General features: G+C 70.3%; 12 protein-coding genes and 1 pseudogene. 4 read left to right on the forward strand and 9 right to left on the reverse strand.

Translation table 11 applies throughout. The features are described from left to right. Positions 1-52: 52 nt before the first annotated feature. A complete protein-coding gene (locus AB0L64_RS06825) occupies positions 53-1069 on the reverse strand; it encodes a ferritin-like protein (RefSeq protein WP_363708538.1) in 1017 nt (338 codons plus the stop codon). Positions 1070-1168: 99 nt separating this feature from the next. Here AB0L64_RS06825 and AB0L64_RS06830 point away from each other — a divergent pair, with 99 nt between their 5' ends. Together AB0L64_RS06830 and AB0L64_RS06835 are read left to right on the forward strand one after the other, a co-directional pair. Then, positions 1169-1582: a cupin domain-containing protein gene (locus AB0L64_RS06830; RefSeq protein WP_363708540.1), complete on the forward strand. Its 414-nt coding sequence runs from the start codon at positions 1169-1171 to the stop codon at positions 1580-1582. A 123-nt stretch (positions 1583-1705) separates the two neighbouring features. After that, positions 1706-1984: pseudogene (locus AB0L64_RS06835) on the forward strand (transposase); the annotation flags it as partial. A 747-nt stretch (positions 1985-2731) separates the two neighbouring features. Here the strand turns inward: AB0L64_RS06835 and AB0L64_RS06840 are convergent. The 5 genes from AB0L64_RS06840 to AB0L64_RS06860 form a co-directional block, all read right to left on the reverse strand. After that, positions 2732-4414 carry a DUF222 domain-containing protein gene (locus AB0L64_RS06840; RefSeq protein ID WP_363708543.1) on the reverse strand — a complete coding sequence of 561 codons (1683 nt, stop codon included), beginning with the start codon at positions 4412-4414 and terminating at the stop codon, positions 2732-2734. A 901-nt stretch (positions 4415-5315) separates the two neighbouring features. Beyond that, positions 5316-7109: an ABC transporter ATP-binding protein gene (locus tag AB0L64_RS06845; RefSeq protein ID WP_363708545.1), complete on the reverse strand. Its 1794-nt coding sequence runs from the start codon at positions 7107-7109 to the stop codon at positions 5316-5318. Then, entirely contained in the window at positions 7102-8853 is a 1752-nt protein-coding gene (locus tag AB0L64_RS06850; RefSeq protein ID WP_363708547.1) for an ABC transporter ATP-binding protein, read from the reverse strand. Before AB0L64_RS06850 ends, AB0L64_RS06845 begins: the two co-directional genes overlap by 8 nt. Before the next feature lie 122 nt (positions 8854-8975). Continuing rightward, the gene (locus tag AB0L64_RS06855; RefSeq protein ID WP_363708549.1) at positions 8976-10025 is read right to left on the reverse strand and encodes a M4 family metallopeptidase; all 1050 of its coding nucleotides are present in this window, start codon (positions 10023-10025) and stop codon (positions 8976-8978) included. A 73-nt stretch (positions 10026-10098) separates the two neighbouring features. After that, positions 10099-10557, reverse strand: coding sequence for a nuclear transport factor 2 family protein (locus tag AB0L64_RS06860; protein ID WP_363708551.1), 459 nt, complete (start codon positions 10555-10557; stop codon positions 10099-10101). A 53-nt stretch (positions 10558-10610) separates the two neighbouring features. Between AB0L64_RS06860 and AB0L64_RS06865 the strand changes: the two genes are divergently transcribed. Continuing rightward, positions 10611-11117: a helix-turn-helix domain-containing protein gene (locus AB0L64_RS06865; RefSeq protein WP_355692115.1), complete on the forward strand. Its 507-nt coding sequence runs from the start codon at positions 10611-10613 to the stop codon at positions 11115-11117. On the opposite strand, the gene AB0L64_RS06870 is transcribed toward AB0L64_RS06865, so the two are convergent. From AB0L64_RS06870 to AB0L64_RS06880, 3 genes are read right to left on the reverse strand one after another with little or no spacing between them, the layout of a single operon-like run. Then, the gene (locus AB0L64_RS06870; protein WP_363708553.1) at positions 11094-11498 is read right to left on the reverse strand and encodes a hypothetical protein; all 405 of its coding nucleotides are present in this window, start codon (positions 11496-11498) and stop codon (positions 11094-11096) included. The genes AB0L64_RS06865 and AB0L64_RS06870 overlap by 24 nt on opposite strands. Before the next feature lie 15 nt (positions 11499-11513). Then, complete coding sequence (locus tag AB0L64_RS06875) at positions 11514-11873, reverse strand: VOC family protein (protein WP_363708555.1); 360 nt, start codon at positions 11871-11873, stop codon at positions 11514-11516. Between the two features lie 41 nt (positions 11874-11914). Beyond that, positions 11915-13096 carry an ROK family transcriptional regulator gene (locus tag AB0L64_RS06880; protein ID WP_363708557.1) on the reverse strand — a complete coding sequence of 394 codons (1182 nt, stop codon included), beginning with the start codon at positions 13094-13096 and terminating at the stop codon, positions 11915-11917. A gap of 119 nt (positions 13097-13215) precedes the next feature. Here AB0L64_RS06880 and AB0L64_RS06885 point away from each other — a divergent pair, with 119 nt between their 5' ends. Beyond that, positions 13216-14142, forward strand: coding sequence for an ROK family protein (locus AB0L64_RS06885; RefSeq protein WP_363708559.1), 927 nt, complete (start codon positions 13216-13218; stop codon positions 14140-14142). The last annotated feature ends 29 nt before the right edge of the window (positions 14143-14171 follow it).

The raw sequence follows: 14171 nt of genomic DNA on the forward strand, positions 1-14171 counted from the left end.
AACTATTGGCGAACTGGGAGGAACTCCTTTCAGCTCCGCTCTCAGCGGCCTCTCAGTCGCGCTGCGCCGGATCGATGTAGTGGAAGGTCGGCCCGGCCGTGGTGCGGTCGTCCTCGCTCAGCTGCATCAGTTTCAGGGCTTCGGATTTCAGCCCGAACATCGCGCGGACCGCGTCGCGGATCAGGGCGGGTTCGCCCGTGAACGCCTGCTCCAGCAGGAACAACACCGTGCAGTAGGTGGTGTCGAACTGCTCCTGCGCGGCGCGGATCTGGGCGTTGCCGGAGCGGACCGGGTTCGCCTGCATCGGCGACACCCCGGTCAGGTCGACCGTCACCGGTTCCCCGGTCGGCCCGGACTGCGGCGTGTCTCCGCGCCGGTAGCGGCGGCCGAGCTTCAGTTCCTCGAACCGGTAGTAGTGGGCGACCTCGTCGCGATCCGGATGGAAGATGTCGTGGTCGCCGTCCCACACCTCGCCACGCGACGTACCCTCACCCTGCTCGACGATCTCGTCCAGCGCGGCCAGCGCGGACGCGAGGCCGGTGATCGGCCGCAGGCTGCCGCCGGTGTGGTGGAACGGTCCGGCCGTCACCTGACGGGCCGGGTCGCCGGCGAACAGCTTCTCCTCGCCGAGCGTGCCGGCCAGGTACCGCAGGCCGTCCTCGATCGCGTCGTAGAACTGGCCGATGGTCTCGTAGTGGTCGCTCTCGGCCGGCGAGCCGGGCGCTTCGGGTTTCTCCAGGCGCAGGAACATCTCCAGCGCGTCCGGCCCGAACGGCAACAGCGACAGGTCGATCGAGCCGTGCGGGAGCCGGCGCGGATAGCCGGGCAGCATGTCCGGGATATCGAGCCGCGGCTCACCGCCGACGGCGTTCAGCAGGTTGGACGCCAATGAGAGATGGATCATCTCCTCGACGAACACACTGCTCACCAACTCGACCGCGTCCGGGTTCCGCGCCGGGTCCAGCGAGTACAGGGCACACAGGTACGGCGGGATCGTGGCGTGCTCGAGTTCGATCGCCCACTGCAGGTGCTCGTGAAGACTGTCAATTGTCTCGATGCGCTGGTTCATACCTGGTGAGACAGCCCAGCCAGCTCCCCTGTGACCGTCACACCGCGCGTTCCTGCCTGGTCTCTCACGACAGACCGATCAACTGGAAGGTGAACTCCGATGACCGACACGACCGAGCACCGATCCACTGCCTGGCAGACCGCCCTGACGATGCTGCAGGAGGTCGAACCGCCGTACGTCCCCGAAGGCTGCCACGTGATGACCGTCGACATCGAGTACCCGGCGGGCGACCCCGGCGCACCGCCGCACCGCCACTCGGGCCCGGCCTTCGGGTACGTCGTGGCCGGCGAGATGCTCTTCGAACTCGAAGGCGAACCACCCCGCGTGATCAAGGCCGGCGAGGCGTTCTGGGAACCGGGCGGCGACGTCATCCACTACCAGGACGGCAACAACCGCTCCGACATCCCGCTGAAGTTCACCGTCACCATGCTGTGCGCCCCTCACCAGGAAATGTTCACCCTGGTCCCAGAAGCCGAACTAACCCAGCGAGCCAACCGCCGGGCCCAGCAGTAGCTACGGGCTCGACGCCTCAGTCACGGAGCTGGTCGGCCGGATGTTTCAGGTTCTCGACGACCGGCCGCAGGGCTCGGAGGGCGCGCGCCGTGCCTTGGGCTGTACCGGCAGGTCGCGCTGTTTATGCACCTATTGCTGTCCTCGGACGCCGACAGCGTGTGCGGTGCCGCCTTCGGAACCCGCGACCCCGGCCGGATGAACTCCCGCAACGGCCATCACCACCGCGAGCTCGACACCCAGGTCGGCGCGGTGGATGTCACGGTCCCCAAACTGCGCGAAGGGACCTATCCCCACTGGCTGCTGGAACGGCGCCGGCCCACTGAGGCGGCGCTCACGAACATGGTGGCGGCGTGTGACCTGCTCGGTGTGTCGACACGGCGGATGGACCGGCTGGTGCACTCCAGCAGTCCTCCATAGCCTCCGGCACTCTCCCCGGCCTGGCTGAGCGCCCCGCGGCGCCATACAGCATGGCTCGACGCCCCGCGGCGCCATACGGCGTGGCCCGGCGTCCGGCAATCCCCACGGCCTTGCCTAGCCTCCGGCGCCCACCAGCCTGACTGCCCCCCGCCGTACGAGGTGGCTCCGCGTCCGGCAGTCCCCCACGGCCTTGCCTAACCTCCGGTACTCCCCCGGCCCGGCTGAGCGCCCCGCGGCGCCACAGCGCGGCCCGGCGTCCGGCAGTCCCCACGGCCTTGCCTAACCTCCCGCACTCCCACCAGCCTCGCTGAGCGCCCCGCCGCGCCGTCCAGCGCGGCTCGGCGTCCGGCAGTCCCCCACGGCCTTGCCTAACCTCCGGCTCCCACCAAGCCTGGCTGAGCCCCCCGCCGCGCCGTACAGCGTGGCTCGGCGTCCGGCGCGTTACGGCGTCAGCGTCCCGCGGCGCCGTACAGCATGGCTCGGCATCCCGCAGTGCCGTACGACGTGAGTGTCCCGCGGTGCCGTACGGCGTGGCTGAGCGTCCGGCGGCGCCGAGCGTCGTGCTGGGGCGACGACGGGGCCCAGCTCGGGCGGGTGACTGGACGACCCCACTGGCGATGTGGGTATGCCAGTGGCCGTTGCGCAGCTCGGCGTTGTGGTGGCGGCAGGGCAGAGAGTCAAGTTGCTGACCTTGGTCTCGTGCCGTCCCGGACGTTGTTGTACTGCCCGGCCTCAACCGGTTGCCGCGAAGGCAGCCGCTTGCTGCAAAGCGACATCGTCCGCCCGCCACCGCGACCGGGCCACGCCGGCCTCCCCGCCAGCAGCTGGATGGACGACCCGCAGTGCCTCACGTCCAGGCTCCGCGTCCGCCGATGCCGTACGACCTGCCTCAGCACCCGGCCCCGCAGTACCATCCGGCACAGCAGTCGGCCCCGCCGTCCCGCGTGGCTGAGTGTCCGGCGATGCCGTAGGGCGTGGCTGAGTGTCCGCCGGCGCCGTAGGGCGTGGCTGAGTGTGCGGTGGTCCCGATCGTCGTGCTGCGGGGGCGGCTGGCGGGGCCGTGGCCCAGGCCGGGCGGGTGACGTGGACGATGCCGCTGGTGATGCGGATATGCCAGTGGCCGCGGTGGACGTCGGTGTGGTGGCGGCGGCACAGCAGGGCCAGGTTGTCGACTTTGGTGTCGCCGCCGTCGATCCAGGAGATCAGGTGATGGGCGTCGCACATGATCGGCGGCGCTCCGCAGACCACACAGCCGCGGTCACGGGCGTCCAGGGCGCGGCGCATCGCCTTGGTGACCAGGCGTTCGCGGCGCCCGACGTCGAGCGGTTCGGAGTTCGAGCCCAGCACCAACGGGATGATGTTCGCGTCACAGGCCAGCCGCCGGATCGTGGCCGCCGACAGCCCACCGCTGTAGACGGTACGCCCGATCGCGTCCGCGGTCGCGGCCTTGAGGTCTTCGAAGTCGATCGTGACCGTGATGGTCGCCTTCGCGCCATACCCGGCCACCCGACGATCCTTACCCACGCTCCCAGCACTCTCCGCACTGCCAGCACTGCTCGCGCTCCCCGCGGCGGTTGTGGTCGCCGCTGCAGGTCCGGTGGGCGCGGTGGGCGCGGTGGGCGCGGTGGGCGCGGTGGGTCCCGTGGTGTCCCATGCGGCAGCGGCGATGCTCAGTGCGCCGGACAAGGCGTCGGCCTGGCGCTTGTCACGGGGGCGCGGGTCGTGTTCGCCGTCGACGGTCTTGTGCGGGCGGGCACCGGCGTGCACGACCGCGCGCAGGAGTTCGGCGTTCTCGTTGGCCAAGAAGCCCTTGAACTTCACGCCGTTGTCGGCAGCCGAGAGCGTCAGGGACTCGCGGGCATACGCCTTGTGCTCCTCGGGTTCGGGGCCGTCGGAGTCCAGCAGGTCGGCGATCTCCTTGGCCGCGGTACGCAGTTCGCCGGGCGACAGGTGGCCGGCAAGCCCGACCAGCTGCTCCGCGGCCGCGTCCAGATGCTCCACCGGGACCCGCGACCGCACCCGGTCGAGACCGAACACGATCGCCGCCGCCTGCGCCGGCCGCAGCAGCCAGCCATCACCAGTACCGTCCCCGGATCCGTTGTCGTCGGATGCGTCGGTGGGTGCGGAGGAGGCGGTGCGTTCCAGGGCGGTGGATACGGCCGGGTAGTGGGTTGCGGTCTGGGCGAGGCGGAGGGTGCGGCGGGCGGCCGGTGGGTCCAGGCGGTACCGGACGCGCAGGAGTTCGGCGGTGTCGCGGGCGCCGAGCTCCTGCGCGTAGCCGATGGATTCGATGGCGGCGATCACGCTCAGCCGGTAGGCCTCCAGGCGGGCGAGCTCGGCTTCGAGTGTGTCGAGGGTGGACAGCAGTTCGCCGCCACTCATCGACCACGCCGGCCGCTCGCTCAGAAGTTCCATACCACCGACTCTAGACGGCGCCACCGACAGTTTCCGCGCCGGAATCCCCTTATTTTGTGGGCTGTTCGGGGGCCCACACCAGCAAACACCCCCGCACCCTGGGGGCTGGGCGCCAGTACTTGCTCCGTACGCTGCGCAGTTCACACCATCAACACAGCTCTACACCTGCACCTGGTCCTGGCTGATCGCCGCTGGCCACCGGCCCGCAGGGTTGAGTGGCAGGATGATTCGGCAACTGACGACATCCCTCAGGGCCACCCGGTCTGGAGCCGCCTCAATGGAGGTGGCACCCGGAGGCGGTCCAAACGGCAGTGGACGCGCAGTTTCGGCTGGCATGCAAGGACCTGAAGGCATCCGGCCGATCAACTCGGCGATCTTCGCGCGATCCAGCACAACAGGAATCGAGACTGGGTCGACCCACTCGACCGAGGTGCGGTCTGCAGATAGCAGGCACCGGACAGGCCGCGCCTGACCGGTTTAGCCGGCAGACCGCGGTGGGATGGGTACCCAAAGAACCGACGCGTCAGAAGTCGCGTCGGCCCACGTCTCGCGACAGCGAGCACCCATGTCAGGTGAGTGATTGGCTCACGACCGGCGTGCCTGCAGCCCGCGGTGGGTGAGTGCCAATAGCTGAGGTGTCAGGGGTCGTGTCTGCTCACGCTTTGTGAGGGCGAGCACCAGGCAGGTGCTTCAAGCCGAGCTCACGCTCCCGCGTACCTGCTTCGTCGCCGCCCTCGGGCCGGTTCTCCTGGTGGTGCAGCATGCCGACACCTGAGTCGGCGAGCGCCAGCGGGTTGTGCTGGTCCGGCGGGGTCGGCCTGAACCAGATGGTTCCTCGAAGGTCGCCAACTGCTTCCGTAGTCCTGGAGCACCGCCGACCCCAGGCGGGCACCCAGCTGCGTCAGCGGTAGGCGCGGGCCTGGAGTTCGAAGAGTTCGGCGTAGCGGGCGTTGGCGGCCAGGAGGTCCTCGTGGGTGCCGAACTCCTCGATGCGGCCGTTGTGCATGACAACGATCAGGTCGGCCATGCGGACGGTGGAGAAGCGGTGGGAGACGAGGACGGTGATTCCGCCGGTTTCGGCGGCGGCTACCTTGGCGGCTGCGGCGTACTGCTCGTAGAGGCGGTGCTCGGCCTCAGGGTCCAGGGCCGCGGTGGGCTCGTCCAGCAGGAGCAGCAGCGGGCGTTCGCGCATGAACGCCCGCGCCAGCGCCAGCCGCTGCCACTGCCCGCCGGAGAGTTCGACGCCGTCGGTGAACTTCTTGCCCAGCTGGGAATCCAGCCCGCGCGGCAGCCCGGAGACGACCGACGCCGCGTCGCCGCGGAGCACGGCGGCCCGTACGGCGTCGTCGTCGCCGGCCCGCTGTACGTCGCCGATGCCGACGACCTCGCGCGCGGTGAGTTCGAACTTCACGAAGTCCTGGAACCCGGCCGACAGCTGCGACCGCCACGCGTCCGGCTGGATCGTCGCGAGGTCCGCGCCGTCGACCAGGATCCGCCCGGTCGTCGGGTCGTACATCCGCGCGAGCAGCTTGACCAGTGTCGTCTTGCCGGCGCCGTTCTCCCCGACCAGCGCGACCGCCGACCCGGCCGGCACACTCAGATTGATCCCGCTCAGCACGGCGGATTCCGAACCGGGATAGGAGAATCCGACGTCCCGCAACTCGATCCCGCTGGTCAGCCGCTCGGGCGCGGGCGTCGTGCTCGAGCGCCACGAGTTCTGCTTCGCGTACTCACGCAGCCAGTCGTAGCGGCTGAAGCTCCGCACGACCTCGCCGACCCAATACACGTTCTGCGCGATCCCGCCGGTCATCTGGTCGACCTGCGGCGCGAGCAGCAGCACAAGGGTGACGTCACCCGCGTCGGACTGCCCGTTCCGCGCGCGGACGACCACCCAGACGATCGCCGCGGCGTACGCGAGCCCGAACACCAACCGCACCGAGCCGTCCACCTTCCCGCCCCACCGGGCGGCGGCGACGCGACGCTCGAAACGCTCGGTCTGCAGCGCGAAGATCTTGTCCAGCAGCACCTTCCCGAGGCCGAACACCCGCAGCTCCAGCGCGGTCCGCGGGTCCTTCGCGACCTCGATCAGCTTGTCCACGAGGCGCTCCTGCGGCAGCGAATCTTCCCACGCCTTCTGCTGCCGCGTGCTGCTCAGGTACGCCGACCAGATCCGCGCGCCGCCCAGCAACGGGAGCACGAGCAACAGCGGATGCACCGACCCGAGCAGCGTGAGCACGGTCGCCGTGTTCGTGACGGTGGCGAACGCCCAGAGCAGGACCTCGGCGCCGACGCCCATCCGCCACGCCCGCTCCCGCACCAACTCGAGGCGGTCGGCGACGTCCGGCCGCTCGTGATGCGACAGGCCCGGGATGCCCGCGGTCACGTCCAGCAGGTCGGCGTGCACGCGACCGGCCATCCGCTCCTGCGCGGTGTCCTGCAGCGGCCAGCCGAGTCCGTCCGCCAGGAACGACACCGCGAGACCGCCGACGATGATGCCGACGCCGAGCGCGATCGTGCTCGACTCGTCCGACGCGATCCCGTCGACGAGCCGGCTCACGCCGTACGTCTGGGCCGGTGCGGTGATCGCGCGCGCCGCGACCAGGACGGTCGAGATCGCCATCAGCGCAGGGGCCGCCCGGAACGACGTGCTCAGCCACAGCCACAGGATCCGAGCCGTGCGTCCCCGCTCAGACATCGATCGCCTCCGGTCCGGTCACGTAGCGCTCCGCCTGCAGCCGGAACATCCCGGCGTACTCACCGTCGCGGTCGAGCAACTCCTCATGCGTCCCGTCCTCGACGATCCGCCCGTCGGACAGTACGCAGATCCGGTCGGCGTTGCGCACCACCGAGAACCGGTGCGAGATGATCAGCGACGCCACCCCCGAGGTGAGCTCGAGGTACCGCTCGACCAGCTCCGCCTCGGCCCGCACGTCGAGCGCCGCCGCAGGCTCGTCGAGCACCAGCACGCCCGCGCCCGCGTGCACCGCGAACAACGCCCGGGCCAGCGCGACCCGCTGCCACTCGCCGCCGGACAGGTCGACGCCGCCGTCGAACGTCTTGTCCAGCACGGTGTCCCAGCCCTTCGGCAGACCGCGGACGACCTCGTCGATACCGGACTCGCGCGCGACCCTGACCAGGGTCAGCTCGTCCCCCGCGCGCTCCACCGCGCCGAACACCACGTTGTCGGTCACCGGCAGCGGAAACCGCAGGAAGTCCTGCACGATCGCGGCCACCCGCCGCTGCCACGCCGCGAGGTCGAGGTCGGCGAGATCGACGCCGTCGACCAGGATCCGGCCGCTCGTCGGCTGGTACGCACCGCCGAGGAGTTTGACCAGCGTGGACTTGCCGGCCCCGTTGACGCCGACCAGCGCCAGCGCCTCGTGCGCGTGGATCGTCAGGTCGAGCTCGCGCAGCACGTCGGTCTCGGAACCGGGGTAGCGGAAGCTGACCTTCTCGAAGCGGATCTCGCGCGCCGGCATGGTTTCGATCCGGTGCTTCGTCGTGACGGCCGGTTCCGGGTGCCGCTCGGCGATCGTGTCCGGCAGGTCGCGCATCGCCTGGTACGCCGACAGTCCGCGCCGGACCTGCACGACACCGAACCCGTTGTTCGCCTGCCCGATGACGAGGATCGCGGGCAACGTCGTCGCGACCTGGGTGAGCGGCAGCGAACCGTTCATGGCGGCGCGGCCGACCGCGAGGATCGCGACGCCGTTCGCCAGCAGGTGGACGCCGCCGATCAGCATCGACCATTTCGCGTTCTGGCGACGACGGGCCCACACCGGGCGGTAACCCGCGGTCCAGTCGCGCACATAGCGCTCGACCAGCCAGTGGTGCAGGCCGAAGACCCGCAGCTCCTTCGGGGCGTCGCGCATTCCGAGGTTGAACAGGTACTGCGCCCGGCGCTGTTCCTCGGTGTTGCCCCACCAGACGTCGATCTCACGCTCGACCAGGCGACCGCCGTACCACTCCAGGAGCAGGGTGACCGCGACCAGCATCGCGGCCACCCACCAGCGGAACATGGCCCCGACGATGACCGCGGACCCGATCAGTGTGACCCGGCTGGCCAGCAGCCATGGCAGCTGACTCATGCCCTGGGCGAGATGGAACCCGCCCTTGCCCTTCGCCCGCTCCTGCACGTCCAGCACCTCGGCGTCCTCGAGGTGCGCGATCCGGCGCGGCCGGAGCAGCGGCTCGGTGATCCGGTTGCCGATCGCGCGGACCAGGCCGGCATCCATCGTCAGCGAGGCGACGTGCTGGAGCGCCGGCGACAGGCTGTCGATGACGAAGACCGCCAGCAGGGCGCCGAGCAGCAAGCTGAACTCGCCGAGCGGCATCGCGCCGGGGCGTCCCTCGACGACACCCGGCACCGCCCCCACGACCTGGCCGGTCAGCAGCGTGACCGCCATCCCCAGCAACGAGCCGAGAACGGCCAGACCCATCGTCAGAAGGGTGCTTCCAGGCGCAACACGAATCCCGTACCGCAGCAACGTCAGCACTCGACCGACCGTAACCGGCCGCACCGACAAAACGCACCCGAGTTTCCGGCCGGGCCCGGAAAACGTCAGACGATGCCGCGATCCGCGAAGGCCTTCTGTACGGCGGAAGCCTGGCTCGGACCGTACAGCGACCGCGCGGTCGCGACCGTCTTCGCGGCAGCGGCGGCGAAACTCGTGTCCGGGTCGAAGTCGAACTGCGCGTCGATGATGATCCGGTCCGCCACCGTCGGGCCCAGGGCCAGACGGATGTCGTAGAGCGCCTGCGACCAGATCTCGCCGTCCGCGTGCACCTCGCCGACGACGCTCTCCGGGTAGTGCTTGCCGGCATCGAGACGGCGCAGGCAGTGCGGGACGGTCGACGTGTAGGACGTGGAGTCCCAGTCCATCACGCACGCCAGATCCGCCTGGATCGGTACGCCGGACTTCTTCGCGACCCAGTAGCCGACGCTCACCGCGAAGTAGTCGCCGAACGCCTCGCCGATCGACCCGGCCTCGAGCGACGTGCCGAAGCCCGGCACCTGCGCGTCGTGCACGGCGTGACCGGTCTCGTGCACGATCACCTCACCGTCCTCGGCGTCGTCCACGCCGCCCTTGCCGAGCGTGATGGTGTCGTGCTTGTCCCATGAGAACGAATTGTCCACGCCGTACTGGTCGACCTTGTAGTCCTGGCTCTCCGCGTTCACCGCGGGCAGGGTGCTGCCGAAGCCGAGCGACTGCAGGTACTTCTGCGCCTCGGTCCCCCAGAAGTACGACATCACCTGCTCGAACTGGTCGTCGTGCCGGTCGTAGAAGTAGGTGCCGTTCGTGGTGTACGCCGGGGTGCCGGTCGTACTGCGCACGTTCGCCCAGGTGCCGCTCAGGTACCCCGAGCCGTCCAGGTCGGTCAGCGTCACCTCGTAGTAGGCGCCCCGCGGCACGGCCGTCGCCGAGTCCTTCTGGTCGGTGAGCGACTCGTCGCCGCTCGACTGCACCGGGTTCGGGATGAAGACGAGCGCCTTGGCCGTCGTGGCGCCCGTCGGCGGTTTCGCGTCCGCGGCGGGGGCCGCCAGCGCCGCCAGGGTCAGCACGGCGGCAGACGTCAGGGCTACGGATGTTCTCCAGGTCTTCGACCGCATGGCTCGCTCCGGATCGTTCGCAGGGAAATGCCCCCACAAGGTAGATGCCCGAGCCCGGCGGCGGAAGATCTCGTCAGCCGACGATCGGCTCCGCGTGGGCCTCGGGGTAGCCGGCCGCGGCGAGGCGGTCGAGGGTGCGTTGCAGGACGGCCGTGTCCTCGAGGGTGCGGACCTCGGTGATCTTTCCCCACCTGATCCGCAGGAACTGGTGCACGACGTTCTCGTACGTCGACCCGTCCACGACGTTGACGTGGACGGTGACCGCGGTCGCGACCTGCGTGTTCCACGGCCACCCGCTGACGATCACGTCCTGTACGTCGAACCGCGTCCCCGGCAGCAGCCGGAAGCACCGCTCCCACCAGCGTCGCAGCGCCTCGTGGGTCCGCCGCTCGCCGCCGAGCGCATGGTCTCCGTAGAACCGGTACGTGAACGACGGCGCCATCCCGGCCACCATCGCCTCCCAGTTGCCCTCGCTGATCTGTGCGAACGCGTTCCGCACCTGTCGCGCCACTATCCGGTGGTAGATCCCCATGCGCCCACCGTAGGGCCAGTGAGTTCAATAACGCAACTGACTACACTCAGGGCATGCGGAACACCAGCTTCGCCTCGATGCACTGCTCGCTCGCCCAGTCCCTGGAGCTGATCGGCGACTGGTGGACGCCGCTCGTCCTGCGCGATCTCTACCTCGGCCTGAACCGCTTCGACCAGTTCGTCGCCGACCTCGGCATCTCCCGCAACCTGCTCACCGACCGCCTCGCCACACTCGTCGACGGCGGCCTGGTCCGACGGACGCCGTACCAGCAGAACCCGGTGCGCTACAGCTACGAGCTGACCGAGGCGGGCCGGGAGCTCGTGCCGATCCTGATGGCCCTCACCGCCTGGGGCGACCGCTGGGCGACTCCCCCGGCGGGTCAGCCGATCCGGTTCACGCACTCGACCTGCGGCAAGCTGACGACCCCGACGGTCTGCTGCTCGGAGTGCGGCGAGGCGCTGGACATGGGCGACGTCGAGCCGTCGCCGGGACCGGGCGGCCGGACGGCGCCCGGCACGGCGTTGATCGCGAGCGTGCTAGGACTCGAGCCGGAGGCGTAGCAGCTCGGCGAGCGGCATCGACTCGCCGTCGCGGGCGCCCTGACCGACGACGAGCGGCGGGTCGGACGGCCGGACCCGCACCCCGGCGACGCGGGACTTCAGGCTGGCGGGTACGCCGAGGATGTAGAAGTTGCCGTCGACGTCCACGGCGAGCGAGCGGTTGCGGCGCAGGTACCACCCGGTCAGATCCGTGCGGTAGCTGGCGTTCGACCCGACGACCTGGGCCCGCAGCGGCTCGGGCGGCACGCCGCGCTCGTTCATCGTCGCGACGAAGCCGGCCAGCAGGTCACGCGCCTGCGCGGCCTCGGCGGCCCGCTTGCGTTCCAGCGCGGCGCCGTGCTCGGCGGCCGCCTGCCGTCGTTCCTCCCGCCAGCTCGTCACCGTCTCAATCTATCCTCAATCAACACAGAGGCAGAACGGATGACCGGCCGGGTCCAGGAAGACGCGGAACGACGTGCCGGGCTGGTGGTCGGGCTTGGTGGCGCCGATCGCGAGGACTTCCGGTTCGGCCTCGTCGAGGTCGCGGACCATGACGTCGAGGTGCAGCTGTTGCGGGACGTCCTGGGTCGGCCAGGTCGGCGGTTTGAAGTCCGCCACCTGCTGGAAGGAGATGCAGTTGCTGCCGTCCTCCGGGCGGATCTCCGCCCAGCCCTCGCGGGACTCGACCTTCCAGCCGAGCAGTTCGCCGTAGAACTGCGCGAGCCGCGCCGAGTCAGGACAATCCAGGACGAACGCTGGATACATTGCGATAGCCATGGCTCGCACCCTAGCCGCGGTTCCGGACGGTCTGCGTCCGGTTAGGCGGCCGAGTTTCCGACCAGCGTCTGCCACGCCCGGTCGACGCCGGCGGCAAGACAGCCCGCCACCACGGTCTCGGTGCCGAGCACGCTCGCCTTCACCTCCGGCATCACCGGCGCGAGCTGGCGCAGCTGCTTGGTGACGGCCTCGAGGAATCCCGGAGCCTGGCCGATACCGCCGCCGAGCACGACCAGGTCCGGATCGACGACGGTGATCACCGTGCACACCGCCTTCGCGACCAGCAAGGCCTCCTCCGCAACGACCGCAGCGGCCAGTACGTCGCCCCGCGCGGCGGCCGCGAACACCTTCTCCGCCGTCGCGGCGCCGCGGACACCGGCCCGGCGCGCTGCGCGGACGACGGCTGCCGCCGACGCGGAGGCGTCGAACCCGCCCCGCTTGCGCGCGTCGCGCGGGTCGCTGCCGCTTCCTTCGGTGAACGGCAGGTACCCGATCTCCCCTGCCACTCCGTGCGACCCGTGCCGGAGCTTGCCGTCGAGCACCAGGCCCATGCCGATACCGGTGCCGACGCTCACGAACGCGAAACTCTCGACGTCCCTGCCGTGGCCGTGCACCCGTTCCGCGATCGCGGCCGCGTCGACGTCGTTCTCGATCATCAGCGACGGACCGAAGCGTTCGCGCAGCGCGGCCAGCGTCGCCGGCGAATCCCAGCCCGACAGCCTGCCGGTCAGGGTCAACGCGTCGAGCCGCGGATCGTAGACACCGGGACTGCCGAGCACGGTCTGCGTGAGTTGCCCGACCTCGATCCCCGCCTCGGCAGCCAGCGTCGCGGTCAGATCGACGAGCTCCTGAACGCGCGCCATCGCGTCGCCGGCCTTGGTCCGCACGCTCAGCCTGCTGCGCACGGTGCCGGCGAGATCCGCGATACCGCCGCGCAGGTACTCGCGCCCGACATCGAGTCCGAGCACGAACCCGGCCTCGGGCCGCACCTCGTACAGACTCGCGGCCGGCCCGGGCACGCCGGTGCGCTGGCCGGTGACGTGCACGAGACCGGTCCGTTCCAGCGAACCCAGCGCGGCGGACACCGTCGGCTTCGAGAGACCGGTGAGCCCGGCGAGCTCGGTGCGCGAGATCGGGCCGGACCGCCTGATGTGGTCGAGCAGCACCTGCTCGTTGATCTCGCGAATCAGCTGTGGTCGCGCCCCGCCGGCGACAACTGTCACGTCGACCCCCTCGCTCGCTAACAACTCGGCCACCAAGTCGGAGTTAAGGCTTGTGGTCCGCTGGTTGTTAAGTTAGTTTCCTATCGATTCTATTGGTCGGCGCGAGGAGGTGCCACCCTGTGGTTTCGACACCGGTCGTCCTCGGGCTGGACTTCGGCGGGACGAAGATCGCACTCGCCGTCGGCGACCTCACCGGCCGCCGGCTGGGCGGGACGGTCATCGACAGCCGGAACGGATCCGGTGACGCCGCCGAGGCGCTCACCCGGAGCCTCGCCGCGGCGCACGAGCTGCTCACCCCCGGCCAGCAGCTGGCCGGGGTCGGCGCCGCCACGCTGGGCATCCCGTACGACGACCGCGTCGAGCTGGCTCCCACCTTCCCGGGCTGGGGCGAGCTGCCCTTCGGGCGGCTGGTGCGGGACGCGTTCCCCGGCGTACCGGTCCGGCTGGCCACCGACGTGAAGGCAGCCGCGGAGGCCGAGCTGCGGTGGGGCGCGCTGGCGGGTTGCGACCCCGCGCTGTACGTCAATCTCGGCACCGGTCTGGCGGTCGCGATCGTTGCCGGCGGCACCGTGATCACCGGCGCGCACGGCGCGTCCGGCGAGATCGGCTACAACCTGCGCTCCGCCGCGGACGTGTACGCCGGCGGCGACGGGCGCACGATCCTGGAACACGTCGTCAGCGGCCAGGCGCTCGAGACCACCGGCACCGCCCGGCTCGGGCGACCGGTCACGGCCGCCGACGTCTTCACGATGGCGCGCAGCCAGCCGGCGGCCGCCGTCCTCACCGACGAGTTCGTCCGGGAGCTGGCCCTGCACCTGGCCAACCTGGCCATCGCGGTCGACCCGTCCCGGATCGTCGTCGGCGGCGGGCTGGTCCGGTCCTGGGACCAGCTCGAACCAGGCCTGCGTCGCGCCCTCGACGCGGCCGTCCCGTTTCCGCCGGAGCTCTCGGTGGCACGGTTCCCGACGGAGGCGCCGCTGATCGGGGCGCTCGCCCTGGGCGTCGAGGCAGCAGGCGCCGTCCTCGGCGCGGAAGCATTCGCATGAGCAGGATTCCAGTAGCGAAAGGCAGAAGA

This window comes from Kribbella sp. NPDC051936 (assembly GCF_040680955.1).
Lineage (GTDB): Bacteria > Actinomycetota > Actinomycetes > Propionibacteriales > Kribbellaceae > Kribbella.

What these genes read in the sequence shown, in the direction of transcription:
- AB0L64_RS06850 (WP_363708547.1), bottom strand. Translation starts at nt 8,853, where the DNA reads ATGGGTCTGGCCGTTCTCGGCTCGTTGCTGGGGATGGCGGTCACGCTG.
- AB0L64_RS06860 (WP_363708551.1), bottom strand. Translation starts at nt 10,557, where the DNA reads ATGGGGATCTACCACCGGATAGTGGCGCGACAGGTGCGGAACGCGTTC.
- AB0L64_RS06825 (WP_363708538.1), bottom strand. Translation starts at nt 1,069, where the DNA reads ATGAACCAGCGCATCGAGACAATTGACAGTCTTCACGAGCACCTGCAG.
- AB0L64_RS06855 (WP_363708549.1), bottom strand. Translation starts at nt 10,025, where the DNA reads ATGCGGTCGAAGACCTGGAGAACATCCGTAGCCCTGACGTCTGCCGCC.
- AB0L64_RS06830 (WP_363708540.1), top strand. Translation starts at nt 1,169, where the DNA reads ATGACCGACACGACCGAGCACCGATCCACTGCCTGGCAGACCGCCCTG.
- AB0L64_RS06845 (WP_363708545.1), bottom strand. Translation starts at nt 7,109, where the DNA reads ATGTCTGAGCGGGGACGCACGGCTCGGATCCTGTGGCTGTGGCTGAGC.
- AB0L64_RS06875 (WP_363708555.1), bottom strand. Translation starts at nt 11,873, where the DNA reads ATGGCTATCGCAATGTATCCAGCGTTCGTCCTGGATTGTCCTGACTCG.
- AB0L64_RS06865 (WP_355692115.1), top strand. Translation starts at nt 10,611, where the DNA reads ATGCGGAACACCAGCTTCGCCTCGATGCACTGCTCGCTCGCCCAGTCC.
- AB0L64_RS06840 (WP_363708543.1), bottom strand. Translation starts at nt 4,414, where the DNA reads ATGGAACTTCTGAGCGAGCGGCCGGCGTGGTCGATGAGTGGCGGCGAA.